Annotated in this window: 24 protein-coding genes; 12 read left to right on the top strand and 12 right to left on the bottom strand. The window is 62.6% G+C overall.

Annotation, left to right across the window (positions count from 1 at the left end; translation table 11 throughout):
- Position 1 precedes the first annotated feature (1 nt).
- The 4 genes from HRH33_RS00755 to HRH33_RS00740 are packed head-to-tail and all read right to left on the bottom strand — an operon-like array spanning position 2 to position 4,125.
- The gene (locus HRH33_RS00755) at positions 2-445 is read right to left on the bottom strand and encodes a hypothetical protein (protein ID WP_034101580.1); all 444 of its coding nucleotides are present in this window, start codon (positions 443-445) and stop codon (positions 2-4) included.
- Complete coding sequence (locus tag HRH33_RS00750; RefSeq protein WP_167417358.1) at positions 435-1,733, bottom strand: phosphatase PAP2/dual specificity phosphatase family protein; 1,299 nt, start codon at positions 1,731-1,733, stop codon at positions 435-437. Before HRH33_RS00750 ends, HRH33_RS00755 begins: the two co-directional genes overlap by 11 nt.
- Positions 1,734-1,735: 2 nt before the next feature.
- Positions 1,736-3,490 (bottom strand): bifunctional alpha/beta hydrolase/class I SAM-dependent methyltransferase, encoded by a 1,755-nt coding sequence (locus HRH33_RS00745; protein ID WP_167417357.1) that lies wholly within the window; start codon positions 3,488-3,490, stop codon positions 1,736-1,738.
- An 11-nt stretch (positions 3,491-3,501) separates the two neighbouring features.
- Positions 3,502-4,125 (bottom strand): CDP-alcohol phosphatidyltransferase family protein, encoded by a 624-nt coding sequence (locus HRH33_RS00740; RefSeq protein WP_034101577.1) that lies wholly within the window; start codon positions 4,123-4,125, stop codon positions 3,502-3,504.
- A gap of 270 nt (positions 4,126-4,395) precedes the next feature.
- On the opposite strand from HRH33_RS00740, the gene hflK (HRH33_RS00735) reads away from it, so the two are divergent.
- The 8 genes from hflK (HRH33_RS00735) (at position 4,396) to cfaB (ending at position 13,567) form a co-directional block, all read left to right on the top strand.
- Positions 4,396-6,321, top strand: a complete 1,926-nt coding sequence (gene hflK / locus HRH33_RS00735; RefSeq protein ID WP_167417356.1) for a protease modulator HflK — start codon at positions 4,396-4,398, stop codon at positions 6,319-6,321.
- A 9-nt stretch (positions 6,322-6,330) separates the two neighbouring features.
- Positions 6,331-7,323 (top strand): protease modulator HflC, encoded by a 993-nt coding sequence (gene hflC, locus HRH33_RS00730; RefSeq protein WP_167417401.1) that lies wholly within the window; start codon positions 6,331-6,333, stop codon positions 7,321-7,323.
- The gene (hflK, locus tag HRH33_RS00725) at positions 7,320-8,354 is read left to right on the top strand and encodes a protease modulator HflK (RefSeq protein ID WP_167417355.1); all 1,035 of its coding nucleotides are present in this window, start codon (positions 7,320-7,322) and stop codon (positions 8,352-8,354) included. Before hflC ends, hflK (HRH33_RS00725) begins: the two co-directional genes overlap by 4 nt.
- Positions 8,351-10,237: a cation-translocating P-type ATPase gene (locus tag HRH33_RS00720; RefSeq protein WP_167417354.1), complete on the top strand. Its 1,887-nt coding sequence runs from the start codon at positions 8,351-8,353 to the stop codon at positions 10,235-10,237. Before hflK (HRH33_RS00725) ends, HRH33_RS00720 begins: the two co-directional genes overlap by 4 nt.
- 117 nt (positions 10,238-10,354) lie before the next feature.
- Positions 10,355-10,606 carry a BufA2 family periplasmic bufferin-type metallophore gene (gene bufA2, locus HRH33_RS00715; protein ID WP_034101572.1) on the top strand — a complete coding sequence of 84 codons (252 nt, stop codon included), beginning with the start codon at positions 10,355-10,357 and terminating at the stop codon, positions 10,604-10,606.
- A 65-nt stretch (positions 10,607-10,671) separates the two neighbouring features.
- On the top strand, positions 10,672-11,517 hold the full coding sequence (gene bufB / locus HRH33_RS00710) for an MNIO family bufferin maturase (protein WP_034115495.1): 846 nt from the start codon (positions 10,672-10,674) through the stop codon (positions 11,515-11,517).
- Complete coding sequence (locus HRH33_RS00705) at positions 11,508-12,296, top strand: HvfC/BufC N-terminal domain-containing protein (RefSeq protein WP_167417353.1); 789 nt, start codon at positions 11,508-11,510, stop codon at positions 12,294-12,296. Before bufB ends, HRH33_RS00705 begins: the two co-directional genes overlap by 10 nt.
- 86 nt (positions 12,297-12,382) lie before the next feature.
- A complete protein-coding gene (gene cfaB / locus HRH33_RS00700) occupies positions 12,383-13,567 on the top strand; it encodes a C17 cyclopropane fatty acid synthase CfaB (RefSeq protein ID WP_167417352.1) in 1,185 nt (394 codons plus the stop codon).
- A gap of 63 nt (positions 13,568-13,630) precedes the next feature.
- Here the strand turns inward: cfaB and cls are convergent, their stop codons facing one another.
- On the bottom strand, positions 13,631-15,070 hold the full coding sequence (gene cls / locus HRH33_RS00695; protein ID WP_167417351.1) for a cardiolipin synthase: 1,440 nt from the start codon (positions 15,068-15,070) through the stop codon (positions 13,631-13,633).
- Between the two features lie 131 nt (positions 15,071-15,201).
- Here cls and HRH33_RS00690 point away from each other — a divergent pair, with 131 nt between their 5' ends.
- Positions 15,202-15,723: a DUF3617 domain-containing protein gene (locus HRH33_RS00690; protein WP_034139875.1), complete on the top strand. Its 522-nt coding sequence runs from the start codon at positions 15,202-15,204 to the stop codon at positions 15,721-15,723.
- On the opposite strand, the gene HRH33_RS00685 is transcribed toward HRH33_RS00690, so the two are convergent.
- Genes HRH33_RS00685 through folE2 form a run of 6 tightly spaced genes read right to left on the bottom strand, consistent with a single transcriptional unit; the run spans position 15,720 to position 20,929 of the window.
- Complete coding sequence (locus HRH33_RS00685; RefSeq protein ID WP_167417350.1) at positions 15,720-17,057, bottom strand: dihydroorotase; 1,338 nt, start codon at positions 17,055-17,057, stop codon at positions 15,720-15,722. The genes HRH33_RS00690 and HRH33_RS00685 overlap by 4 nt on opposite strands.
- Before the next feature lie 3 nt (positions 17,058-17,060).
- Positions 17,061-17,621, bottom strand: a complete 561-nt coding sequence (locus HRH33_RS00680) for a gamma carbonic anhydrase family protein (RefSeq protein ID WP_034139873.1) — start codon at positions 17,619-17,621, stop codon at positions 17,061-17,063.
- Positions 17,618-18,496, bottom strand: coding sequence for a metal ABC transporter substrate-binding protein (locus HRH33_RS00675; RefSeq protein ID WP_167417349.1), 879 nt, complete (start codon positions 18,494-18,496; stop codon positions 17,618-17,620). The genes HRH33_RS00680 and HRH33_RS00675 overlap by 4 nt, the downstream gene beginning before the upstream one ends.
- Positions 18,497-18,507: 11 nt before the next feature.
- Complete coding sequence (locus tag HRH33_RS00670) at positions 18,508-19,374, bottom strand: metal ABC transporter permease (protein WP_094064437.1); 867 nt, start codon at positions 19,372-19,374, stop codon at positions 18,508-18,510.
- Entirely contained in the window at positions 19,374-20,042 is a 669-nt protein-coding gene (locus tag HRH33_RS00665; protein WP_167417348.1) for a metal ABC transporter ATP-binding protein, read from the bottom strand. The genes HRH33_RS00670 and HRH33_RS00665 overlap by 1 nt, the downstream gene beginning before the upstream one ends.
- The gene (folE2, locus tag HRH33_RS00660) at positions 20,039-20,929 is read right to left on the bottom strand and encodes a GTP cyclohydrolase FolE2 (protein ID WP_034139869.1); all 891 of its coding nucleotides are present in this window, start codon (positions 20,927-20,929) and stop codon (positions 20,039-20,041) included. Before folE2 ends, HRH33_RS00665 begins: the two co-directional genes overlap by 4 nt.
- Positions 20,930-21,057: 128 nt before the next feature.
- Here folE2 and HRH33_RS00655 point away from each other — a divergent pair, with 128 nt between their 5' ends.
- Positions 21,058-22,269 (top strand): N-acetylmuramoyl-L-alanine amidase, encoded by a 1,212-nt coding sequence (locus HRH33_RS00655; RefSeq protein WP_034115489.1) that lies wholly within the window; start codon positions 21,058-21,060, stop codon positions 22,267-22,269.
- Here HRH33_RS00655 and HRH33_RS00650 read toward each other — a convergent pair.
- Positions 22,266-22,634, bottom strand: a complete 369-nt coding sequence (locus tag HRH33_RS00650) for a glutamine synthetase (RefSeq protein WP_094064434.1) — start codon at positions 22,632-22,634, stop codon at positions 22,266-22,268. The genes HRH33_RS00655 and HRH33_RS00650 overlap by 4 nt on opposite strands.
- A gap of 138 nt (positions 22,635-22,772) precedes the next feature.
- Between HRH33_RS00650 and zigA the strand changes: the two genes are divergently transcribed.
- Positions 22,773-23,978 carry a zinc metallochaperone GTPase ZigA gene (gene zigA, locus HRH33_RS00645; protein ID WP_034139866.1) on the top strand — a complete coding sequence of 402 codons (1,206 nt, stop codon included), beginning with the start codon at positions 22,773-22,775 and terminating at the stop codon, positions 23,976-23,978.
- Positions 23,978-24,622: a DUF1826 domain-containing protein gene (locus HRH33_RS00640; RefSeq protein WP_167417347.1), complete on the top strand. Its 645-nt coding sequence runs from the start codon at positions 23,978-23,980 to the stop codon at positions 24,620-24,622. Before zigA ends, HRH33_RS00640 begins: the two co-directional genes overlap by 1 nt.
- Positions 24,623-24,651 lie beyond the last annotated feature (29 nt).

Raw genomic sequence — 24,651 nt, 5'->3', positions numbered from 1 at the left:
CTTATCCGGCAAAAGGCAGCCAAGGGCTGGCGAGGATCACGGCCAGGGTCAGCAGGGCTTGCGCGCCTAGCAACCAGGCTTGTTTGCGCAGCAGTTTGAGGGCGCCGCGACGGCGCTCGGCCCAAGGCCGGCCGGCGCGCTTGGCCGATTGCAGGCCCAGGCTTTGCAGTGCTTGGTCGAGGTCGGCGGTGCGTTCGGTGTCGCGGGCCAGCAACGCAAACAGGTCTGCATCGAAGGCCACGCGCAGCGCCCAATACTTTTGCAGCAAGCCAAGAATAATCATCCACAGGCTGAGCAACAGGCAGATCGGCGACACGCTGGCCATCAGCAACTGAGCGAGGCCGAACAATACACCGACCAGCGTAAGGCCTGTGGATAACTGATCCAGCGAGCGGCCGCGGCGCAGCAGGCTGGCGACGACCTGGAGTTCCATATCAGCGGGCATGGGGCAAACCCTCCAGCGCTAAACGGTGAGCAGGATGCAGGACCACTTCGGCCCGCGCTGTACGAATCATAGCCAGCGCCTCATCCACCGTTGCGGCGCGCCCGCTGTTTAGCAACCAGGCGGCGACGGCGGTGGCGCTGCGCGAATAACCCAGGGCGCAGCACACCAGCAATGGGCCGTCGTCGTGCAAACGCTCGATGGCCTGGGCCGCTTGCAGGCATTCGGCGGGTGTGGGCGTGGTCAGGTCCAACACCGGAATGCACTGATAGGCACGACCCTGTGGATGAATCGGTAACTCTGCGCATAGATCGACGATGGCGTTGAAGGAGGTTTGCTCGCCAGTTGTGGGAATTCGCCCGAGCCAGACGTTATCCACAATCAGATCCGGCTGGGGATGTTTGCGTGTCCACAGCCGCGAATTTATCCACGCCCCGGCCAGGTAAGGTGCGTACAGCCAGCGAGCGGCTGGCGTCAGTCGACCATCGCTGCATTTTTGAAAACCGGCAGCGCCCAGCACGCAATAGTTCGTGCTGACCAACCCCAGCGACACCGCCGGCCACAGCAGCCATAACCAGCTGCCGCCAAACGCCAAGGCCAGTATTGCCAGGGCCATGGCCATCAGCCCGTAGCGCAACCCCAGTCGCCAGCGCTTATGGTCGCGGGCCAGGTGGGCATTTAACAGCGGGCTCGGGTGCTCCACCGGCCATAACCACACGCACAGCCAGCCGGCAAGGGCGCCTGTGGGTAAGTCGATAAAGTGGTGTTGATAAGTAGTCAGTACCGAAATACCGATCAAGGCGAACCAGCCATGCACCACCCAGCGCCACACGCCTTGAGCGTGACGCTGGTACATCACCCACAGAATCACCAGCAGCGCGATATGCAGTGAGGGCGCCTGGTTGAAGGGTTTGTCGAAGCCCGCCAGTACGGCAAACAACCAGCCGAATACGCCGTGCAGTTCGGGCCGCTCGAAGGTGAAGCGCAGCGGCCAGATCAAAAAGCAGCTGACAGCGATGACCTGGGCGGACAGCAAGCGCAGGGCGTGTTGTTTCAACTCATGGCGGCTGTTGGGCAGCAGCAGGGAGAAGCCATACAGCAGGTCAATGGACCAGTAGGGCACGATGGTCCAGGCCCAAAAGGGCATATGGCTTTCCCAATCGAACACCAGTGTGCCGACATCGCTGCGCTGGCTGGTGACCCAGGTGGCAAAGCCGTAGGTGCTGAAAAACAGCGGTGCCAACAGTAGCAGCCACAGAACGGCAGGCTTTAACAGGCCGGGTTCGCGCATGATCAGATCTTCTGGGCCAGGGACACTGTGAAAATGCCCCACTCATCCACGCGCTGGGTAATCTTGCGGAAACCGGCGGCCTCCACCAGTTGGTCCATTTCCGCCTGGCTGCGGCGACGCATGACCCAGGCTTGACCCTGGCGATGGCTGGTCAGCGCGCGGGCGATCAGCTCCAGCTGCGGGTGCCATGGCTGGCCGGTGTAGACCAGATAACCGCCAGGCTCCACCGCCTCGGCCAAGCCGGCCAGCGAGCCGCCGACCATGGCGTTATCGGCGAACAACTCGTACAGCCCGGACACCACGGCCAGGGTCGGCTTGGGGTCCAGCGCCGCCAGATCCTGGCGGTCAAACGCGTCGCCTTTGACGAACTGCGCGATATCCCCCAGGCCCTTTTCGCGGATCAGCGCGCCACCGTCGCGCACGTTGATGTCGCTGTAGTCGCGCAGCAGGATTGATTCCGGCAGCGGCGTCACCCCTTGCAACGCCTCTAGGATGTAACGGCCATGGCCGGCGGCGATGTCGACGATGCGCACCGCGCGCTGTTCATCGCGCAACCTGGCCATGGCCAGGCGCAGCAGTTCTTCGACGTTCAACTTGCGTTGGCGAATGCCGCGCCAGCCGATGGAGTTGAGGTAATTGGTGTCGATCATCCGCCCCAGGGCGCCTTTGCCGGTGGGGGTGTTGCGGTATACGTAATCCAGGGTGCTGCCCGAGTCGAAACCGGTGTCGAAGCCCAGCTTGACCCCTTCGGACAGGTTCTTGCCCAGGCCCATGCTGGCGCGGGTCATGCGCCAGTACAGGTCACGCAGGGAGTTGCGCGGCAGCGGTGCGGCGAGGGCTTCGGACTCGGCGCAGGTGGCGCCCAGTTTGTCGGCATCCAGCAGCGAAGCGCGGTCCAGCGGTTGGGTGAAGTTCTGCAGAATAAACCGCCGTGCGCTGCTCACCGCCACCGCGCGGTCGCGTTCGCCGAGGGTGTCGTGAAAGAAACCGGGGAGGATGTGCAGTTCTTTTTTCAGGCTGCCGAGGCGGTCGAAAAACTGCTGCTGGGGTTTGCGGTGCACAACGAAGTCGGCGCCGGACACCAGCAACTGAGTTGGCACCTGGATCGCCTGGGCGTCGGCTACTACCCGGTCGGCAGCTTCGTACAGGCCCAGCAGTACGTTGACCGAAATCGCCTTGGTGATCAGCGGGTCGCTGTCGTAGGACGCCACGCGCTCCGGGTCGTGGCTTAGGAACTTGGCCTTCACATAGCTGTTGACGAAAAAGTTGCCGCGAAACTTGCGCATCAAGGCCAGGCCCGGCCGCGCGAACGGCACATACAGCTTGACCTTGAACGCCGGGGAGGCGAGCACCAGTGCGCGGATTTTCGGCGCGTAATCATGTACCCAGGTGGCAGCGATCACCGCGCCGACACTTTGGGCGACCACGGCGAAGTTCTCTTGCTCGATGCCGTAGGTGACGCCGATATGGTCGCAAAAGGTCTGCACATCGCGAGCACTGGTAGCAAAACTGGGGCTGTCGCCGCGTTCGCCGGGTGACTGACCATGGCCACGGGCGTCCCAGGCGAAGAAGTCGAACTGAGGCAGGTCGAGTTCGTCGACCAAATGCGCGATACGCCCCGAATGCTCATGGCCGCGATGGAACAACACGATTGCCTTACGCGGCTCGCCGCCCGCTGGGGCGGTGGCCGGCCAGTGCCGATAGAAAAGCTCGACGCCATCATGGGTACTGAAGGTGTGCTCTTGCTGTTCGCGCATCGCAGAATCCTTTATGCAGAAGGGGAGGTGGTTTGAGCTTCTTTAATGCCTTGGCGTACCCGGTTGACCAGGGTGTAGGCCAGCAGCGCGGCGACCAGCCACATCACCGTGTCGACCCAAACGGCCCCCAACCAGCCGAGCGCCACACCGGTGGCCAACACGCCCAGCACAAAGGCCCGGTCGCTTTTGCCCATCGGCCCGTCGTAGCGGCGCGATGCACCGACCATCGGGCCCAGCACGCCGGCGTATTCGCTGAACACCGCCAGCAACGCCACCAGCAACACCGGCGCCAGGCTGACGCCGGGGATCAGCGCAAACGGCAGGATCAGCGCGCTGTCGGCGATCACGTCGCACAGTTCATTGAGGTACGCACCAAGGCGCGACTGCTGGCCGAATTCCCGCGCGAGCATGCCGTCGATGGCATTGAGCGCCATGCGCAGGATCATCCACAGCGGGATCAACGCAAACAGCCACAAGTGTTGGGCAAAGCCGGCGATCAACAGGCCGACCAGCAGTGAAATAACACCGGCCAGCACGGTGATCTGGTTGGCGGTGGTGCCGTTGTCGTAGAGGCGCTGCACGAGGGGACGCAGCAGGTTTTGAAACCGCGGTTTGAGCTGATAGATCGAAATCATGGGAGGTGACGCTTCCTTGTCCGTGAGCCCGCTGGAGTGTGCCGATTATTCCGGGCCTACACCAGTGATAGCGCGTGTTTATGGGGGTTTAATCACGCTCTTGACTGACACTCAACGGTGGGAGGGGGGCTTGCCCCCGATAGCTGCCTGGCAGTCGATGCGTGTGTAGGCTGACCCCACCTCATCGGGGGCAAGCCCCTCCCAAAGCGAACAAAAATTTCACGCTCTGTGTTATATCGTAACGAATTGTGTACGAGCAGGCGTGTTGGGATGCAAGTGGATCTAGAAGCTGACGGCGCCTCGGTGGAGGGCCTGCCGCGTTTTCAGCAGGGGCTGTTCCATGCCCGTCGATTGCGCCAGGCCGGTATCAGCCTGACGGTGCTGGCGGTGACCGGCTGGGTACTGGCGTTGTTTGTCGCGCTGTTTGCGCCGCTGTCGATCTGGCCGGTGGTGTTGATCAATTGCGCTTCGGCGTTGCTGGTGCTGGTGGCTGGGTTGCAATCGGCATGGTGGGTGGCGGATTGGCGCGCGCAGGCGCTGGAGCCGACGACGGCTGAGCCCATCGCCTCCTCCGAGGCGCCCAACGGCTGGTCGGCGCGGCTGTTCGAGCGCTTCGGTAGCGGGCTACTGGCGCAGGTCGGTACGCCGGTGTTGTGGCTGTGCGGTTGGTCGCTGCTGGCGCTGATCAGCGTGGTGGAGTTCTGGAACCTGACGTTGCCGGCCGCCCAGGTCGGCCAATCCGCCAGTATCGGCGCCGCGCTGGCCTTGGCCCTGGCGTTTGGCGTGCTGGTGTTCGAGCGTCGGTTGGCCCAGGAAACCTCCGCGCAATGGCCGGAAGCCGCGCAGCTGGCGCAGTTGTGCCGGGTGGCGATCGGTTGCCTGGTGATCAGTGCGGTTTGCCTGCTGTTTGCCAGTGAGGCATCGGTGTGGCCGCTGCGTCTGGCGACCCTGATTGGGTTATTGCCGGCGCTGGTGGCGCTGGAGTTTTTGCTCAGGGCCGTGCTGTCGCTGTTCAGCCCGCGCCAGCCACGACGCGAGCCGCGCCTGCTGGCGCAGAGCTTTATCGCCGATCTGCTGCGTTGGCCGCCGCGCCCGTTGCTGGCGCTGCAGCACGAATTGCACAACCGCTTCGGCATCGATCTGCGCCAGATCTGGGCATTTACCTACATGCGCCGAGCGTTTTTACCGGTGTTGCTGGTGGTGCTGGCGATTGGCTGGGCGTTGACCGGTGTGCATGAAGTCCCGCTGCAAGGCCGTGGGATTTATGAGCGCTTCGGTAAACCGGTCGAGGTGTTCGGCCCTGGGCTGCACGCCGGATTGCCCTGGCCATTAGGGCGTGTGTTGCCAGTGGAAAACGGCGTGGTGCATGAGCTGGCGACCAGCGCCAGCGACGCCGCCGCCCCGGCACTGGCGCCCGCCGAAGGGCCGCCGCCGCTGATTGCCAATCGTCTTTGGGACGCCAGCCATGTGAACGACAAATCCCAGGTCATCGCCAGCCGTCGGGGCGACACCCAGGGCTTTCAGATCGTCAATATGGACGTGCGTTTCGTCTACCGCATCGGCCTCAGCGACCAGGCCGCGCTCGCCGCTACCTATCACAGCGCGGATGTGCCGACGCTGATCCGCAGCACCGCCAGCCGCATCCTCGTGCATGAGTTTGCCTCGCGCACCCTTGATGAATTGCTCGGTGAGCAGCGCACCCGCCTGGCGGATGAAATCGGTTGCGCCGTGCAAGTAGATTTGCAGCGTCTGAACAGCGGGGTGGAAATCCTTGCCACGGTGGTGGAAGCCATCCACCCGCCGGCCGGCGCCGCCAACGCCTACCACGCCGTACAGGCCGCGCAGATCGGTGCCCAGGCCCTGATTGCCCGCGAACGCGGCGCCGCCAGCGAGCAGACCAACCAGGCCCAACTGCAAGCCAGCACCGCCCGTGACCAGGCCCAGGCCAGCGCTCGTGAAGTGAATGCCGCTGCACAGGCCGCGGACCTGCGATTCACGGCCGAACAAAAGGCCTATGCCACGGCGGGCCGGGCGTTTGTGCTGGAGCAGTATTTCAGCCAGCTCAGCCAGGGCCTGGCCCACGCCAAGTTGCTCATTCTGGATCACCGTCTGGGCGCCGATGGCGCGCCGACCATCGATCTGCGTTCTTTCACTTTGCCGGCCGACCCCATGGCGCCGCGTGAAGCCGTGCAATAAGGAGTCTGTCTGTTGAGCGCTCATTCCCACGATCACGGTCATCACCACGGCCATCATCACCACCATCACCATGGCGAGGAACACGCCGCCGGGCCGTTCCCTTGGCGGCGCATGGGCTGGGCCGCGTTGCTGGTGCTGTTTGCGCTGGCGGCGGCAAGCCTGGTGCAGGTGCGTTCCGGCGAGGCCACGGTGATCACCCGTTTCGGCAACCCGTCGCGGGTATTGCTGGAACCGGGCCTGGGCTGGCGCTGGCCGGCGCCGTTCGAAGCGGCGATCCCGGTGGACCTGCGCCTGCGCACCACTTCCAGCGGTTTGCAGGATGTGGGTACGCGCGATGGCCTGCGCATCATCGTGCAGGCCTACGTGGCCTGGCAGGTGCAGGGCGACGCCGAGCATGTGCAGCGCTTTATGCGCGCGGTGCAGAACCAACCGGATGAAGCCGCGCGGCAGATTCGTACGTTTGTCGGTTCGGCGCTGGAAACCACCGCCGCCAGCTTCGACCTGTCCAGCCTGGTCAACACCGACGCTGGCCAGGTGCGTATCGCCGATTTCGAGGCGCAGTTGCGCCAGCAGATCGATCAACAATTGCTCGCCACGTACGGCGTGCGCGTCGCGCAGGTGGGAATCGAACGGCTGACCTTGCCGTCGGTGACCCTCACCGCCACCGTCGACCGCATGCGCGCCGAGCGTGAAACCATTGCCACTGAACGTACCGCCGTGGGCAAGCGTGAAGCGGCGCAGATCCGTTCGGCCGCCGAGCGTGACGCACGGATCGTGCAAGCGGATGCCACGGTCAAGGCCGCCGATATCGAAGCCCAATCGCGGGTCGAAGCGGCGCAGATCTACGGGCGCGCCTACGCCAGCAATCCGCAGTTGTATAACCTGCTGCGCTCGCTCGACACCCTGGGCACGGTGGTCACGCCGGGCAGCAAAATCATCCTGCGCACCGATGCCGCGCCGTTTCGCGCGCTGGTGGACGGGCCCAAGGATGTTCAGCCATGACCGAGCGTGACAGCCCGGTCAGCCCCTGGATCCAGGCCGGGCGCTTGACCTTTATGGCGCTGTACGCGGTGACGGTGCTGGCGGCGTTGGCCTGGGCGTTTTCCAATGTGCGCCAGATCGACCCGCAGAATCGCGCGGTGGTGTTGCACTTCGGCGCGCTGGACCGCATCCAGAATGCCGGGTTGTTGCTGGCCTGGCCGCAGCCGTTCGAACAGGTGGTGTTGCTGCCGGCGGCGGATCGCGTGATCGAGCGTCGGGTGGAAGGGTTGTTGCGTTCGGACGCGGCACTCCAGGCCGACCGCGTGGCCAGTTTCGCCACGCCGCTCAGCGACGCTTTGGCCGGTTCCGGTTATCTGTTGACCGGCGATGCCGGCGTGGTGCAACTGGATGTGCGGGTGTTCTACAAGGTCACCGAACCCTATGCCTTTGTGTTGCAGGGCGAACATGTGCTGCCCGCGCTGGATCGCTTGGTGACCCGCAGCGCGGTGGCGCTGACGGCGGCGCGGGACCTGGACACGATCCTGGTGGCCCGCCCGGAATTGATCGGCAGTGACAACGGCGCCGCCGAACGCCGCGAGCGCTTGCGCGGCGATTTGGTGCAGGGCATTAACAAACGCCTGGCCGAGTTGACCGCCAGTGGGCTAGGCCTGGGTATCGAAGTCACCCGTGTGGATGTGCAATCGAGCCTGCCGGGCCCGGCGGTGAATGCGTTCAACGCGGTGCTCACCGCCAGCCAACAGGCCGATAAAGCCGTGGCGAATGCGCGCACCGAAGCCGAGAAACTCACCCAGGCCGCCACCCAGCAGGCCGACCGGCTGGTGCAAGTGGCCCATGCCCAGGCCAGCGAACGCTTGGCCAATGCCCAGGCGCAAACCGCTACGGTGGCCAGCCTGGCCCAGGTGAAAGATCCTGGCCTGCTGTTGCGCCTGTACCGCGAGCGCCTGCCGAAAATACTTGGCCAGGCCGGCTCCGTGACCACCGTCGATCCTAAAGACGATTCCCGCTTGATCATCCAGGGAGCCGAACAATGAGCGCAGCGATGCTGACGTCCGCCGAGCAGCGCAGTGCAGCGCGGCAATTGACCCTGGCGATGCTGGCGCTGGGCTTATTGATACTGGGCCTGGTGTGGCGCTGGCTGGCGCCGGACCAGAGCGGGGTGAGCCAGTTGCTGCTGGGCGTGGCCTCGCTGCTGGTGGCGGTGCCGGTGATGCGTTCGGCCTGGTACAGCCTGCGTTTTCCCAGCCTGCATGGCATCACCGACCAACTGATCGCCTTGGCCATGCTCGGCGCCTGGGCCACTGGCGATCTGCTGACCGCGGCGTTGCTGCCGATCATCATGATTTTCGGCCATGTGTTGGAAGAACGCAGTGTGATCGGCTCCCAAGAGGCGATCCACGCCCTGGGCAAGCTGACCCGCAGCCACGCGCGGCTTGTGCAGGCCGACGGCAGTATTCATGAAGTGGACAACGGCACGCTGAACACCGGTGATATCGTCGAAGTGCGCGCGGGCGACCGGGTGCCAGCCGATGGCGTGGTGCTGTCGGGCCAGGCCAGCCTGGACACGGCGCCCATCACCGGTGAATCGGTGCCACTGGAGGCCAGCGCCGGTGTGCAGGTGTTTGGCGGGGCGATCAATCTAGATGGCTTGTTGCGTCTTGAAGTGACGCGTACCGGTCATGAGTCGACCTTGGGCAAAGTCATTGCATTGATGCAGAACGCGGAACGCTCCAAGCCGCCGATCACGCGGCTGCTGGAGCGCTATGCGGGCAGTTACATGGTGCTGGTGTTGCTGTTGGCGGCGGTCACCTGGTTTGTGACCAACGACGCCCAGGCGATGCTCGCCGTGCTGGTGGCGGCGTGCCCGTGTGCGTTGGTGTTGTCGGCACCGGCCACGGCGATTGCCGGGATTGCCGTGGCGGCGCGCCATGGAATTTTGATTCGCAGCTCGGCATTTCTAGAGGAATTGGCGGACCTGACGTCCCTGGTGGTCGACAAGACCGGCACCCTGACCTTTGGCACCCTGCGCCTGCAATCCATCGAAACCACTGCGCCCGATCGGCAGGTGTTGCTGAACCTGGCAGCCAGCCTGGGCTCGGCCAGCAGCCATCCGGTCAGCCGGGCGTTGGCGGGGTTGGCGACGCAGGAACAGATGTGGGTGCTGACCGACATCCGCGAACGCCAGGGCCTGGGCGTGGTGGCACAGACCGAGGAGGGCGAAGCGGCCCTGGGACGCCCTGAGTTGTTCAAGCAATTGGGCATCGTGACCAGCGCAGTGCCGACCCATGACGGCCCGATTGCCGGGTTGGCGCTGAACGGGCAATTTTTGGCCTGGCTGCTGCTGGCCGACAGCGTCAAACCGGAGGCCCGCCAGGCTCTGCAAGAGCTGCGCGAGCTGGGCCTGGGGCGTCAGTTGCTGCTCACCGGCGACCGCCAAAGTGTCGCCGACAGCCTGGCGTTGGAGGTGGGCATCAGTGATGTCGCCGCCCAGGCGCTGCCGGAGGACAAGCTCAACCGCGTGCTGGCCGAGATCGATAGCGGCTTCCGGCCAATGGTGGTGGGTGACGGCATCAACGACAGCCTGGCGCTCAAGGCCGGCGTGGTCGGCGTGGCCATGGGCGCGGGCGGGGCGGATATCGCGCTGGCCTCGGCGGACGTGGTGCTGATCGGCAGCGATCTGCGGCGCTTGGGCACCTGTTTGCGCTTGAGTCGCCAGTGCCGGCAGACGTTGCAGGTCAATGTGATCATTGGCCTGGGCTGGACGCTGGCCATCGTCGTATTCGCGGCCTTCGGCTGGCTGGGCGCAGCGGGGGCGATGATTGCGGCGCTGTTGCATAACCTCAGCACGCTACTGGTACTGGGCAATGCCGGGCGTTTGCTGCGGTTTCAGGAGCCGCTGCTGAAACCGGAAGAATAAATTTTCAGAAATAATTGCGAACGGCTGTAACGCCGATGGGGGGCCTCACTCTAGTGGCATGTCAGGACCGAGCGCAGTGCTCGGCCGACTTCCCAACTGAACAATGAGGATGACCCCATGAATATCAAACAAGCCGTTTCCGGTGCTGCCCTGGCGATCGCCGCCGCTTCCATGTTTGCCGGTGTCGCCACCCAGGCACAAGCGGCTGATGCTCAGGTGCATTGCTACGGCGTCACGTCTTGCAAAGGCATGAACGACTGCAAGACCGCGGAAAACGCCTGCAAAGGCCAGGCGGTGTGCAAGGGCCACGGTTTCAAGGCCATGACCAAGGCGGAATGCGATAAGGCGGGCGGCAAAGTCGGCGAATAAACGCAAGCCAAGTGCTCCCGCAGCGTGTTTTGCGACCGCTGCGGACACTTTTTCCGGAGTCCATGATGGCCACCTCTCTTCCCTTCCTGGGTTACGGCCTGGGTCTACGCAACGAATATTACGAACAGATTCTTGAGCAATCCCCTGCGGTGGATTGGTTTGAAGTGATCTCCGAGAATTACCTGGTGCAGGGTGGCAAAGCCTTGTACTACCTGGACGCCATCGCTGAGCGCTACCCATTGGTGATGCACGGCGTGTCCCTGTCCATCGGTGGGCCCCATGCCCTCGATTTCGATTATCTGAAGCAGATCAAACAGCTCGCCGAGCGCATCCAGCCGGCGTGGGTGTCCGACCATTTGTGCTGGAGCCGCGGCAACGCGCACCAGTTGCATGACCTGCTGCCGTTGCCCTACACCGAGGAAAGCCTTTATTACGTGGCCGGCCGCGTTCGTCAGGTGCAGGACGTATTGCAGCGGCCTTTGGTGCTGGAAAACGTCTCCAGCTATGTGCGTGCCAAGGCCGATGAGTTCAGCGAGTGGGAATTCCTCAATGCCCTGGCCCATTTGTCGGGGTGCCAATTGCTGCTGGACGTGAACAACGTCTATGTCAGCGCGCGTAACCATGGGTTCGACCCGTGGACCTTTATCCGTAACCTGCCGCCGCAGAGCATCCGCCAATTGCACCTGGCCGGGCATCGCGATTATGGCGATTACGTGGTCGATACCCATGACCACCCGGTGTGTGATCCGGTGTGGGCGCTGTATCAACAAACCCTCGCGCACATCGGGCCGGTGTCGACCTTATTGGAGCGCGATGACCATTTCCCGCCGTTTCAGGAACTGCTCGACGAATTGGCTAAGGCTCGCCAATTAGGCGCATCCGCCTTGGCCGGGAGAGCCTTATGCGCCTGACCGACTGGCAGCTGGCGTTCGAGGCGCACCTGCTTAACGACGCGCCGGCGCAAGACCACGGGTTTGCCGCGACATTGCGCGGCGGGCCGAGCCTGGATGTGGACACGGGCTTGGCGATCTACCACAACGCTTATCGCGCGCGCCTGTTGGACGTGCTGCGGCATGATTTCAGCGCCGTGCGCTACTGGTTGGGGGATGATGAGTTTGCCGCGCTGGCCGGCGCTTATGTGCGGCGTTATCCGTCCGAGCATTACAGTTTGCGCTGGCTCGGTGAGCGGTTCGCGACGTTTATCCTTGAGCACCTGGCGCAAGAACACGGCGCGCCGCTGGCCGAACTGGCCCGTTTGGAATGGGCGTTTACTCTGGCCTTCGATGCGCCCCATGGCGAGCCGTTGACCCTGGCGGACATGGCCGAGCTACCGCCGCAGGCGTGGCCGGGGCTGCAAGTGGCGTGGGTTCCGTCGGTGCAGCAACTGGGTTGCCATTTCAACTCCCTGGCAATCTGGCGCGCGGCCAAAGATAACGGTGACTTTCCGGGCAGCCATGCGGTGGAACCTGCGCAGACCTGCCTGGTATGGCGCCATGAACAGGTGTGTCGCTACCGCACGCTGGAGCCGGCGGAAGCCAGCGCCCTGGCGGCCATGGTGACGACCGGTGGGTGTTTTGCAGAACTGTGTGCCCAACTGGCAGTCACTTATGCAGAGGGTGCCCCATTGCAGGCTGTTACGTGGCTGAAACAGTGGGTCCAGGACGGTTTGCTGCAGCATCGAGCGGCATAGTCAGGCGCTATTAAATCGATAGCCTCCTACGCGTCTTGAGATGGTCTACCCTCACAGCAGACGTCTGAAACAAGGGGGGACTACTCATGCTCGCGCAACTTCCACCGGCCTTACAGAATCTTCAGCTGCCGCTGCGTCTTCGACTCTGGGATGGCCATGAATTCAACTTGGGCCCAGAGCCCAGCGTCACCATCGTGGTCAAGGACCCCACGGTCGTGTCTCAGCTTTCCCATCCCACGCTCGATACCTTGGGCGAAGCCTTTGTGGTGGGCAAATTGGAGCTTGAAGGCTCCATCACCGAAGTGATCCGGGTGTGCGACGAGTTAAGTCACGCCTTGGTCGATGACGACGAAGGCAGTCGTCCGGTGCGCTCGATCCACGACAAGGCCACAGACGCAGCGGCCATTTCCTACCATTACGACCTGTCCAACGCCTTCTATCAGCTGTGGCTCGATCAGGACATGGCGTACTCCTGCGGCTATTTCGAAACCGGCAGCGAATCCATCGACCAGGCCCAGCAGGACAAATTCCGCCACCTATGCCGCAAGCTGCGGTTGCAGCCGGGCGAATACCTGCTGGATGTCGGTTGCGGCTGGGGTGGGCTGGCGCGGTTTGCGGCGCGGGAGTTTGGGGTCAAGGTGTTCGGCATCACCCTGAGCAAAGAGCAATTGCAACTGGCCAGGGAGCGGGTCAAGGCCGATGGCCTGCAGGATCAGATCGACCTGCAACTGCTCGACTACCGCGATCTGCCCCAGGATGGCCGCTTCGACAAAGTGGTCAGCGTGGGCATGTTCGAACACGTTGGCCACGCCAACCTGGCGCAATACTGCAAGACCTTGTTCGGCGCCGTGCGTGAAGGCGGCCTGGTGATGAACCACGGCATTACCGCCAAGCACACCGACGGCCGCCCGGTCGGGCGCGGCGCGGGTGATTTTATCGAGCGCTACGTGTTCCCCAACGGAGAGCTGCCGCATCTGGCGATGATGACCGCCGAGCTCAGCGAAGTGGGGCTGGAAGTGGTCGATGTCGAGAGCCTGCGCCTGCACTACGCGCGCACGCTGGACCACTGGAGCGAGCGCCTGGAAGACAACCTGGAAGCCGCAGCCAAAATGGTGCCGGAACAGGCACTGCGTATCTGGCGGCTGTACCTGGCAGGCTGTGCTTATGCGTTCGCCCGGGGCTGGATCAACCTGCACCAGATCCTGGCGGTCAAACCCCATGCCGATGGCAGTCATGAACTGCCGTGGACGCGGGAAGATATCTACCGCTGAACCGGTGATACAGAGGTGGGAGGGGGGCAAGCCCCTCCCACCATTTTTCTACCGTGTTGGCTGTTAGAGAATCGGTGAGATCAAGCGCGCGACGCGCATTCCCAAATGCTGCAACTGGCGGGTTTCGCGGCTCTCTTCCTGGCTGACTTCATGGGCTTGGGCGAAGTCGTCGAGCAACATCTGCTCCACCTGCTGGGCGAAGGCTTCGTCGACGGTCAGCAGCATCACTTCGAAATTCAGGCGGAACGAACGGTTGTCCATATTCGCACTGCCGATGGCGCTGATTTCGCCATCCACCAGTACCACTTTCTGATGCAGAAAACCGGGGGTATAGCGGAACACGCGCACCCCGGCGCGCACGGCTTCAATCGCGTACAGGCTAGAGGCGGCGTAGACGATGCGATGGTCGGGGCGCGATGGCAGCAGCAGGCGCACATCCACGCCGCGCAACACCGCCAGGCGCAGGGCGGCGAACACGGCTTCGTCGGGGATGAAATACGGACTGGTGATCCACACCCGTTCGGTAGCGGCGTGAATCGCCTCGACGAAAAACAGTGAGCAGGTTTCGTACGGGTCGGCCGGACCGCTGGACAGCAATTGGCAGAGCACGCCATCCTCGGGATAGGCATCCGGCAGGATCAGCGGCGGCAGTTCCCGCGCGGCCCAGAACCAGTCCTCGGCAAACGACTCCTGCAGGCACGCCACCACCGGGCCGATGACTTGCACATGGGTGTCACGCCACGGTGCCAGCGGCGGCTTTTTGCCCAAGTATTCGTCCCCCACGTTGTGCCCGCCGACAAACCCCGTGATGCCGTCCACTACCACGATCTTGCGATGGTTGCGGAAGTTGACCTGGAAGCGGTTGAGCCAGCCGCTGCGGGTGGCGAAGGCTTTGACCTGCACACCCGCGTCACGCAGTGATTGCACGTAGTGATGGGGCAGGGCGTGGCTGCCGATGCGGTCGTACAGCACATGAATGGCCACGCCTTGCGCGGACTTTTCCTTCAAAAGGGCGTGCAATTGCCGGCCAAGTTCGTCGTCATGAATGATGAAAAACTGGAACAGCACAGCGGACTTGGCGTTGCGGATGGCGTCGAAAATCGCGCTGAAAGTGGCATCCCCATTGACCAGCAGTTGCACTTGGTTATTGGCCAGGCACGGCATGCGGCCCAGTTTGGGCATGGCGCGCAATGAGCCGTAGGCGCTGGAGTGACGCGCGGCCAGTGCTTCCTCGACCCACGGGCGCCAGTTGAGCGCGGCGATGGCGCTGTGCATTTCCTGGTTGGCCTGGCGGCGCGCCTGGATATACGCATCGAAGGTGCTGCGGCCGAAAATCAGGTAAGGGATCAGGGTCAGGTACGGCATGAACATCAGCGACAAGGCCCAGGCGATGGAGCCTTGGGCGGTCCGGACGGTCAGCACCGCGTGGATCGCGGCGAGGGTGCCGAAGAAGTGCAGGGTGGCGATAAAGTACGCCAGCAGGTGCGGGCCAAAAAAATCCATGGACGACGTTACTCCAGGCAATCCAGTGCCTAACAGACCATGTTCGGCCACGAATGTCGCTATTTTATTTGCCGTGCAACACTGGCTGTTTTGCGGCGTCTAACGCTCCACCTTTACCCAGGAGTTACCCGATGAATGCTCGTCTGCTGTGTATGACCATGGTTGTTGGTTTGTCGTTGCCCGTGGCGGCGCAGGCCCAGATGTTGGCGCCGGGCTTGTGGGAAGTGACCACCAGCAATATGAAAGTCGATAACCAGGAGCTGCCGGATCTGTCGCTGATCCTCGGCCAGCTCAAGCAACAGATGACCCCCGAACAGCGCGCCATGCTGGAAAAACAGGGCATCACCATGGCCGGTAAAGGCGTGCAGGTGTGTCTGACGCCGGCGCAGGTAGCGTCCGATTCGATCCCCCTGACCGACCCACAATCGGGCTGCCGCCAGGAAGTGACCGACAAGACCGGCAACCAGTGGAAATTCCGCTTCAGTTGCCCCAAAGCCCAGGGTACGGGCGTGGCCACCTTCCAGAGCCAGAAAGAATTCACTACCACCGTCAATGGCACTTTCAATGCCACTGGCATGCAACAAAAGGGCAGCCTGGACAGCCATGCCCAATGGCTGGGCAACGATTGCGGCACCGTCAAGCCGCGCGCCTAACGCTGGAAGTACAGCGGCAAGCCTTGGCAACTGTCGACCACCTGGCCGTTGTGCCACGCCAGGTGACCGGAGACTAACGTGGTACTGACGCTGTGGCGAAAGCGGCGCTCGGCGAAGGGCGTCCAGCCGCAGCGGGCCAGGATCGGTTCCTCACTGACCGGCTTGCCTTGGGGCTCAGGTTTGATCAGCACCAAGTCGGCCCAATAGCCTTCGCGTACATAGCCTCGATCCGGGATGGCGAAAAGATCGGCCACTCGGTGGCTGGTTTTGGCCACCAGCGTGGTCAACGGCAATAGCCCATCGGCCACCAATTCCATCAAAGCCGGTAGCGCATGCTGCACCAGAGGCAAGCCCGCCGGTGCCTCGCGATAACCCAACTGCTTTTGTGCCCAGGTATGCGGCGCATGGTCACTGCCAATCACGTCCAGACGATCACTGAGTAAGGCCTGGCGCAGTGCGTCGCGGTCGGCGCGAGTCTTGATCGCTGGGTTGCATTTGATTTGATGGCCGAGGCGGTGATAGTCACGGTCATCGAATAGCAGATGGTGCAGGCACACCTCGGCGGTGATGCGTTTTTCCGTCAGGGGTTTGTCTTCGAACAACGCCAGCTCGCGGGCGCTGGTCAGGTGTAGCACATGTAGCCGCGTGCCGTACCGCCTGGCCAGCTCCACCGCATAAGACGACGAGCGATAGCACGCCTCGGCATCGCGGATCAGCGGGTGCGCCACCGCTGGGATTCCATCGCCGAAGCGTGCGCGCAGGCGCTGCTCATTGGCCTGGATGCTGGGGCTGTGTTCGCAATGGGCGAGCAGAAGGGTCGGCACTTCGGCGAACAGCCGCTCCAGAATCCGCGGGTGGTCCACCAGCATATTGCCCGTTGAGGCCCCCATAAACACTTTGACCCCGGCGACCTCGCGCGGGTCGAGGGCGGCAACCGTATCGAGGTTGTCGTGGCTGACGCCAAAGTGAAAGCCATAGTTGGCCACCGAATGCAGCCCCGCGCGGCGTTTTTTGTCGGCCAGGGCCGCCAGGTTCAAGGTGGCGGGGGAGGTGTTGGGCATGTCCATAAAGCTGGTGATACCCCCGGCCACCGCCGCCCGCGATTCACTGTAGAAACTACCTTTGTCCGGCGCACCGGGGTCACGGAAATGCACCTGGTCATCGATCATGCCGGGCAGCAGCCACTGGCCCTGGGCGTCGATCGCCACGGCGGCGTTACAGCCGGTGATGCTGTCGGCGATCTTTTCGATGCGGCCGTTGGCGACCAGCACATCGGCGTCTCGGATCTGGCCTTCGTTGACCAAGCGTGCGTTGCGAATCAGCAGCCGGCTCATGGTTCAGAACTCGTTTTGCAGGGCTTTGTAGCCGCGCACCAGATCGACATTGGTGCGCGCCACGTCTTCGGAAAATTCCGAGGCACTGACGCTGACCGGCGGGAACTGCGACAGGTCGGTGTGCGGGCCGATGCGGGTGGTGGAGGGTACGTAGAAGGCGTCCGGCAAATCGCGGCCGTCGACCACCGAGTTATGCCGCACCACGCAGCCGTCACCCACCGCGCAGTTGAACAACACGCTGTTGAACCCGATGAACACGCGGTCGCCCACGGTGCAAGGCCCGTGGACGATGGAGCGGTGGGCGATGGAGGTGAACTCGCCGATGGTCACCGCCGCGCCGGACTTGGAGTGGATCACCACCCCGTCCTGGATATTGGAGTTGGCGCCGATGGTGATCGGGTCCATGGCGCCGCTGGCGTCGACCTCATCGGCGCGGATCACGGCGTAAGGGCCGACGAATACGTTCTCGCCGATGATCACCTTGCCGCAGATGATCGCGGTTTTATCCACGTAGGCCGATTCGGCAATCACCGGCAGATCGCCTGAAGGGTTCTTACGGATCATGGCTTGCCCAATGTGTTGCACAGGGTGTTGAGGTTGTATTCGAACAGCCCGATAAAGGTGCTGGCCGGGCCTTCGGCGGCGAGGGCGTCGGAGTACAGCGTCCCGCCGATCTGCGCGCCACTTTCGTCAGCGATCTGCTTGAGCAGGCGCGCGTCCTTGATGTTCTCCATAAACACCGCTTTGACCTTGTCCTTGCGAATCTGCGTAATCAGCGCGGCGACCTCGGCTGCGGAAGGCTCCCGCTCGGTGGACAAACCTTGGGGGGCGAGGAACTGAATGCCATAGGCCTGGCCCAGGTAACCGAAGGCATCATGGGAGGTGACGATGCGGCGATTACCCGGCGGTAGCGCGCCGAACTTGGCTTTGGCTTCGGCCAGCAGGCGGTAGATTTGTTTCAGATAGGCTTGGCTGTTGCGCTGGTAATCGGCTTGGTTGGCCGGGTCGGCGGCTATCAGCGCCTTGGTGATGTTGTTCACGTAGATTTCGGCGTTGGCCAGGTTGTGCCAGGCGTGCGGGTCGGGGATGGTTTCGCCGTCTTCTTCCATGGTGCGAGAGATCACGCCTTTGCTGGCGGTGACCACGGTGGCCCGGGTTTCGGTACTCGCCACCAGGCGGTCCAGCCACGGCTCGAAGCCCAGGCCGTTCTTGATAATCAGCTTGGCTTTGAGCAGCGCCTTGGCATCGTCCGGGGTGGGTTCGTAAGTATGGGCGTCGGCGTCGGGGCCGACCATATTGCTGATCTGGATGTGATCGCCACCAATCTGGTGGGTGATGTCATCGAGAATACTGAAACTGGTGACCACTTGGAGTTTGTCGGCGGCCTGGGCCATCGACAGCGGTAGCAACAAACTGAACAGCACGAGTAGAGCGCGCATCGGCAAACACCTCATTGGGATGACAGTAGGGGCGGGCGGCGCAGCAAGCCGTGCACCGGACCGAAGACCACAGACAACAAGTACCCGGCGCCCGCCACCAGCACGATTGCTGGGCCGCTGGGCAACGAGTAGTAGAACGACAGCAACAAGCCAAGCCATACCGACAGGCATCCAAGCACCGCCGATACCGCGATCAACACCGGCAGGCGCCGGCTCCAGAACCGTGAAGCGATGGCCGGCAGCATCATCAACCCCACCACCATCAGCGCGCCGATGGCTTGGAAACCGATCACCAGGTTCAGCACCACCAGGGTCAAAAACAGCCCGTGAGCCAGAGGGCCGAGGCGGCTGACGGTTTGCAGGAACAGTGGGTCGAGTGTGTCCAGCAGCAGCGGTTTGTAGATCAGCGTCATGGCGATCAGGCTGAACCCTGACACCCACAGCATGCCGGTAAGGGTGGTTTCATCCACCGCCAGGGCAGAACCGAATAACAGGTGCAACAGGTCCAGGCGTTTGCCGGCGATGCCGAGGATCAACACGCCGGCGGCTAGGGAAATGGGGTAGATGGCGGCGAGGCTGGCGTCCTCGCGCAGGCCGGTGCGGCGGGTGATCCACGCCGACAATCCGGCCATGCCCAGGCCGGCACCGAGCCCGCCCAGGGTCAGCGCCGGCAGGCTCAAACCGGCGAACCAAAACCCCAGAGCGGCGCCGGGCAGGATGCCGTGGGCCACGGCGTCGCCGATCAGGCTCATGCGCCGCAGAATCAGGAACACGCCCAGCGGCGCGGTGCTGCACGCCAGCACCAGCCCGCCAATCAGTGCGCGGCGCATAAACACGAAGTCAAAGAATGGCATCCACAGGTGGGCGGCGAAGTGCATCAGGCCACCTGCATTTGGGGCTGGGGGCGGATCAGCTCTTTGCTCGGGCCCAACAAGCAGCCGGTGCTTTTGATCTGCAATACGTTCTGGGTGTGATGGCGCACGGATGCCAGGTCATGGCAGACCACCAACAAGGTGCGGCCCGACGCGTGCCAGGCATGGATGTGTTTCCAGCACAGCGCCTGACCCTCTTCATCAAGGGCAGCGTGGGGTTCGTCGAGCAGCAGCACCGACGACTCCGACAGGCTCATGCGTGCCAGCAGCGCACGCTGCAACTGGCCGCCAGACAAGGCCATTAACGGGCGCTGTTCCAGGCCGCTGAGGCACCAGTCTTCAAGTACGGCTTGCAGGCGCTGGCTGCGCTGTTGCGGGCTGAGCTGCAAACCCCAGAAACCGGCGGCGACCAGTTCTTGCAGGCTGATGGGGAACTGGCGATCCAAGTGCTGTTGCTGCGGCAGGAACGCCAGGCCGCCACGTCGCGGCACGTTCACGCTGACCTTACCGGTCAACGGCTTTTGCAGGCCCGCAATGACTTTGAGCAGGCTGCTCTTGCCGGTGCCATTGGCGCCGATCACGCCGGTGAGGCTGCCTTTTTCCAGGGTGAAATCCACAGGTGGCGTCAGCGGTTGGCCGGGGGCGCCCCAGCGCAAAGCGGTGCAGGTGATCATGCAGAGTGTCTCGTCCAGCGGCTTTCAGCCACGGCATCGTGCGCGTGCAGGCTTTCGGCGTGGATCACTTTGAGATGAAAGGCGTTGATCGCGTCCGAGCGTTTCAAGGCGAGGTTGACGCGGCGGGCGGCGTCTTCGCAGAACATCAGGTTCTGCCCGTTGGCCAGGGCGAAGGCTTGCTCGTCGGCGCGTTTCACCGCGGTTTGCACGGCGGTGCCGAGGGCGGCTTCGACGTCGTTGATCAGTTCCACCAAGGGCAGTTGCTCACCTTGTAGGTGCACATGTAGTTGCGCGCTGCTGCGCTGGCTGTGGGGTGTGGCGACAATCCCCTTGGCGCTGCCGAGCCAGGTCAGCACGTCTGCATGCTGCAAGGCTGTGTTGGCGAAATCATCGATAAATTGCTGCTGAATCAACTGCCTGGCGAGCGCAGCGGAGCATGGGCAGGTTGAGGAGTACGCGACGTCAATTTTTAGTTCCACGTGGAACATCTGGTTTTTCAACTGCGCTTCGATGCTGACCGGATAGCTTTTCCAGCCGGCCAACGGGCTGACCAACGCTGGGCGCTTGAGCAGCAAATCAGTGTGGATGCGCAGGTAAGCGTTCTTAGATAAACCTTCATGACTGTCGAGAAAACGCTGCAGTACAGTGCGCAGAAGTGCAGGGGTGAGGGGCTGCTGGTCGAGCATCTCCAGTGCCAGGTACAGGCGTGACATGTGGATGCCGCGTGCGGTGCCGTCGTCGAGGCTGACACCCGCGTCGGCGGTGGCGGCCAGGCGCTGGCCGTCTATCAGAATTGGCAGGGCAATGCCGCACATGCCGACCCAGTCGAGTGGCAAGGCTTGGCGTGAAGCCTGCGCGGCAATGTCCGGCAAGGTCAGCGCGTTCATAAGCAGGTCCATCGTTGGAAATAATTCGACATGTTATAGTATAACAATCAAATCGACGATGAATTTTCTACGCCCGCCTTTGTTCAGCCATGTCGAGCAGGGACGCTCCTTTATTTGCGGTATTTGTCATGCACAGACGTCAGCTTCTTAACCTGCTCCTGGCCAGCCCACTCTTCGTCCTGCCGTTCACGGTTCACGCCACGCAAATCCGCAACGCGCGCTTATGGCGTTCGGACGACAAGCTACGGCTGGTGTTCGACCTTAGTGGACCGGTGCAGTACAAGACATTCTCGCTGACCGCGCCGGAGCGTTTGATCATCGACCTGAGCGGCGCCGGGCTCAGTGGGGATTTTTCGCAGTTGGTGCTGAAAAACAGCGGCATCACTTCGATTCGTTCGGGACATTTCGGCCAGAACGACACGCGCATCGTGCTGGACCTGGCGGCGCCGATGCAGCTCAACAGCTTTGTGCTGCCGCCCCAGGATGGCCAAGGGCACCGTCTGGTGCTGGACTTGACCCGCGCGACTCAGGCGCCCCGTCAAATCGCAGCTGAATCGGCGCCTTTAGTGGCTTCGGTGGACAAAGCCCATCCCAAGCGCGACATCATCGTAGTGGTCGACCCCGGTCACGGCGGCAAAGACCCCGGCGCCATTGGCTCCAAGGGCCAGCGCGAAAAAGATGTGGTGTTGTCCATCGCCCAACTGCTGGCCAAGCGCTTGAAGCGCGAAAAGGGCTTTGATGTGAAGCTGGTGCGCAACGACGACTTCTTCGTGCCGCTGCGCAAGCGCGTGGACATCGCCCGTCGACACAAAGCCGATATGTTCATCTCAGTACACGCCGACGCCGCGCCACGCCTGACCGCGTCGGGGGCTTCGGTGTATGCGTTGTCCGAAGGCGGCGCCACCTCCGCCACGGCGCGCTTTATGGCTCAGCGCGAAAACGGCGCGGACCTGCTGGGCGCCACCACGCTGCTCAATCTCAAGGACAAGGACCCGATGCTGGCCGGGGTGATTCTTGATATGTCGATGAACGCCACCATCGCTTCCAGCCTGCAATTGGGCAGTTCGGTGCTGGGCAGCTTGCAGAGCATCACGTCGTTGCATCAGAAGCGTGTGGAACAGGCCGGTTTTGCGGTGCTCAAGTCACCGGATGTGCCGTCGATTCTGGTGGAGACCGGGTTTATCTCCAATGCCCGGGACGCGCAGCGGCTTGTGACTGCACGTCACCAGCAGGCTGTGGCTGACGGATTATTCGAGGGCCTGAGAAATTACTTCCAGAAGAATCCGCCGATCAACAGCTATATGGCCTGGGTGCAAGACCAGAAAAACGCCCGTGCTTAGCAGCCGGTGAGACGGCTGCAGGTGAAGGTGGCGCCGGCGCCCCCGGAACTGGAGAAGCGGTTGATCGTGGTCCAACCGACTCTGCGTGTGTAACCGACCCACGCTTCGCCGTCCGACGCCAGGCCGGTAAAGAACGTCAATTGTCCGTAACGGCTGTTGGTCTGCGCCCAGTAGCGTTTACCTATCACCTCAAAGCCACGCAAATATGTGGTGCTGCCAACCGTCGCTACGCTGTAGGCGTTGCCCAGCGGGTCTACGCAGGCCAGCAGGTTGGCGCTGCGCGTGCAGTTGGCCAACAGGCTTGGTGTTTGGGCATTGGCCTGGGTCGCGAAAATCAGCAGCAGGCCATACAGCAGATAGTTCATGGGCGTTCTCGACATCAGCAGGCGCCAGCATTGCCGTCTTCATCACGTTGAGCAAGCGGGGGTTGGCTTATTTGTGTTGTTATACTATAACATTAATAACAGCCCGATTCGAACGGGCGGCCTGATGAGTATGACCTGATGCCCAATCGACTCCCCGTTACCGTGCTGTCCGGCTTCCTCGGCGCCGGTAAAAGTACGCTGCTTAACTACATCCTGCGCAACCGCGACAACCTGCGGGTGGCGGTGATCGTCAACGACATGAGTGAAATCAACATCGACGGCAGCCAAGTGCAGCGCGATGTCACCCTCAACCGCGCCGAAGAAAAACTGGTGGAGATGAGCAACGGCTGCATCTGCTGCACCTTGCGTGAAGACCTGCTGGAAGAAGTCGCCAAGCTCGCCAGGGACGGGCGCTTTGATTACCTGCTGATCGAATCCACGGGTATTTCCGAGCCTCTGCCGGTGGCCGAAACCTTCACCTTCCGCGATGAAAACCAGCAAAGCCTGGCGGATATCGCACGTTTGGACACCATGGTCACCGTGGTCGACGGCATCAACTTCCTGCTCGACTACCAGGCTGCCGAAAGCCTGGCCTCGCGCGGTGAGACGTTGGGTGAAGAGGACGAGCGCTCGATCACCGACCTGCTGATCGAGCAGATCGAGTTCGCCGACGTGATTCTGATCAGCAAGATCGACCTGATCAGCCAGCACGAGCGCGAGGAGTTGATGGCGATCCTTGAGCGCCTCAACGCTCACGCCAAGATCATCCCGATGGTGATGGGCGAGGTGCCTCTGGACCAGATCCTCAACACCGGCCGCTTCGACTTCGAGCGCGCCGCCCAGGCGCCCGGCTGGCTGCAGGAATTGCGCGGCGAGCATGTGCCGGAAACCGAAGAGTACGGTATCGCGTCCACCGCTTATCGTGCGCGGCGCCCGTTCCACCCGCAGCGTTTCTACGACTTTATTGACCGCCCCTGGGTCAACGGCAAATTGCTGCGTTCCAAAGGCTTTTTCTGGCTGGCCAGCAAGCATCAGGATGCGGGCAGTTGGTCCCAGGCCGGTGGCTTGATGCGCCATGGATTCGCCGGGCGCTGGTGGCGTTTCGTGCCGAAAAACCAGTGGCCGCAGGATGAAGAAAGCGTCGCGGCAATCATGGGCAATTGGCAACTGAGCAGCGGCGATTGCCGCCAGGAACTGGTGTTTATCGGGCAACACATCGACTTTGCCCAGCTACGCGCCGAGTTGGATGCGTGCTTGCTCACCGATGCAGAAATGGCTCTGGGTGTCGATGGATGGCGCTTGCTGGCCGATCCTTTTGGCCCTTGGTACGACGAGGTGGCCTGATGCTCGCTGCACTGACGCCCTTGCGCCCGCTGATTCGCCAAACCCGCGGCGAAACCCCGTTGGCGCTGTCTGAGATCCTCGAAGATGGCGTAAATCTGGCGCTGTGGCAGCGCCAATTACCCCTGCACATTGCCGAATTCGGCGCCTTGCTGGTTTCGCTCAACGAGCCCGTAGCCGATTCGTTGGTGGTGGAACTGGGCAGTGATGAGGCAGTGCCGAATTTGCAAGGATTGGCGGGCAATTGCCGCGATCTTGAAGGCTATGAGGGATTTATTGCCGATGTGTCCTGGTTGACCAGCGCCTTTGCCTGCCTGCTCGGCGCCCGACGCATAGGCGTGCGCCTGCGCTTGCTGGATAAAGCCATGTGCCCACGGTTTCACGTCGACCACGTACCGGTGCGGCTGATCACCACCTATGCCGGGGTCGGCAGCCAGTGGTTGCGGGAGGGGGTCATGGACCGGCGTCGCTTGGGACAACCCGAAGCCGAACCCACCTCGCGTGTTGAGCAGATCCATTGTGGCGAAGTGGCCTTGCTCAAAGGCAGCAAGTGGCACGGTAACGAAGGCCACGGTTTGATCCATCGTTCGCCGGCGCTCAAAGAAGGCGAGCGCCGATTGATCCTGACGCTGGATTGGCTGGCATAACCGCGTAGGATCAAGCGCTCTACACGGCC

It is taken from the genome of Pseudomonas rhodesiae, from assembly GCF_013285305.1.
Lineage (GTDB): Bacteria > Pseudomonadota > Gammaproteobacteria > Pseudomonadales > Pseudomonadaceae > Aquipseudomonas > Aquipseudomonas rhodesiae.
Note: the sequence above shows the minus strand (reverse complement) of the source record. Positions and strands in the feature narration are given on the sequence as shown.

Bases quoted from the DNA above. Each gene is read 5' to 3' on its own strand.
- bufB (WP_034115495.1), top strand. From the start codon at position 10,672: ATGGCCACCTCTCTTCCCTTCCTGGGTTACGGCCTGGGTCTACGCAAC.
- hflK (WP_167417355.1), top strand. From the start codon at position 7,320: ATGACCGAGCGTGACAGCCCGGTCAGCCCCTGGATCCAGGCCGGGCGC.
- zigA (WP_034139866.1), top strand. From the start codon at position 22,773: ATGCCCAATCGACTCCCCGTTACCGTGCTGTCCGGCTTCCTCGGCGCC.
- HRH33_RS00675 (WP_167417349.1), bottom strand. From the start codon at position 18,496: ATGCGCGCTCTACTCGTGCTGTTCAGTTTGTTGCTACCGCTGTCGATG.
- HRH33_RS00680 (WP_034139873.1), bottom strand. From the start codon at position 17,621: ATGATCCGTAAGAACCCTTCAGGCGATCTGCCGGTGATTGCCGAATCG.
- hflK (WP_167417356.1), top strand. From the start codon at position 4,396: ATGCAAGTGGATCTAGAAGCTGACGGCGCCTCGGTGGAGGGCCTGCCG.
- cfaB (WP_167417352.1), top strand. From the start codon at position 12,383: ATGCTCGCGCAACTTCCACCGGCCTTACAGAATCTTCAGCTGCCGCTG.
- HRH33_RS00670 (WP_094064437.1), bottom strand. From the start codon at position 19,374: ATGCACTTCGCCGCCCACCTGTGGATGCCATTCTTTGACTTCGTGTTT.
- HRH33_RS00665 (WP_167417348.1), bottom strand. From the start codon at position 20,042: ATGATCACCTGCACCGCTTTGCGCTGGGGCGCCCCCGGCCAACCGCTG.
- HRH33_RS00690 (WP_034139875.1), top strand. From the start codon at position 15,202: ATGAATGCTCGTCTGCTGTGTATGACCATGGTTGTTGGTTTGTCGTTG.
- HRH33_RS00750 (WP_167417358.1), bottom strand. From the start codon at position 1,733: ATGCGCGAACCCGGCCTGTTAAAGCCTGCCGTTCTGTGGCTGCTACTG.
- HRH33_RS00740 (WP_034101577.1), bottom strand. From the start codon at position 4,125: ATGATTTCGATCTATCAGCTCAAACCGCGGTTTCAAAACCTGCTGCGT.
- HRH33_RS00685 (WP_167417350.1), bottom strand. From the start codon at position 17,057: ATGAGCCGGCTGCTGATTCGCAACGCACGCTTGGTCAACGAAGGCCAG.
- HRH33_RS00745 (WP_167417357.1), bottom strand. From the start codon at position 3,490: ATGCGCGAACAGCAAGAGCACACCTTCAGTACCCATGATGGCGTCGAG.
- HRH33_RS00640 (WP_167417347.1), top strand. From the start codon at position 23,978: ATGCTCGCTGCACTGACGCCCTTGCGCCCGCTGATTCGCCAAACCCGC.
- bufA2 (WP_034101572.1), top strand. From the start codon at position 10,355: ATGAATATCAAACAAGCCGTTTCCGGTGCTGCCCTGGCGATCGCCGCC.
- HRH33_RS00650 (WP_094064434.1), bottom strand. From the start codon at position 22,634: ATGAACTATCTGCTGTATGGCCTGCTGCTGATTTTCGCGACCCAGGCC.
- cls (WP_167417351.1), bottom strand. From the start codon at position 15,070: ATGGATTTTTTTGGCCCGCACCTGCTGGCGTACTTTATCGCCACCCTG.
- HRH33_RS00655 (WP_034115489.1), top strand. From the start codon at position 21,058: ATGCACAGACGTCAGCTTCTTAACCTGCTCCTGGCCAGCCCACTCTTC.
- HRH33_RS00755 (WP_034101580.1), bottom strand. From the start codon at position 445: ATGCCCGCTGATATGGAACTCCAGGTCGTCGCCAGCCTGCTGCGCCGC.
- HRH33_RS00720 (WP_167417354.1), top strand. From the start codon at position 8,351: ATGAGCGCAGCGATGCTGACGTCCGCCGAGCAGCGCAGTGCAGCGCGG.
- HRH33_RS00705 (WP_167417353.1), top strand. From the start codon at position 11,508: ATGCGCCTGACCGACTGGCAGCTGGCGTTCGAGGCGCACCTGCTTAAC.
- folE2 (WP_034139869.1), bottom strand. From the start codon at position 20,929: ATGAACGCGCTGACCTTGCCGGACATTGCCGCGCAGGCTTCACGCCAA.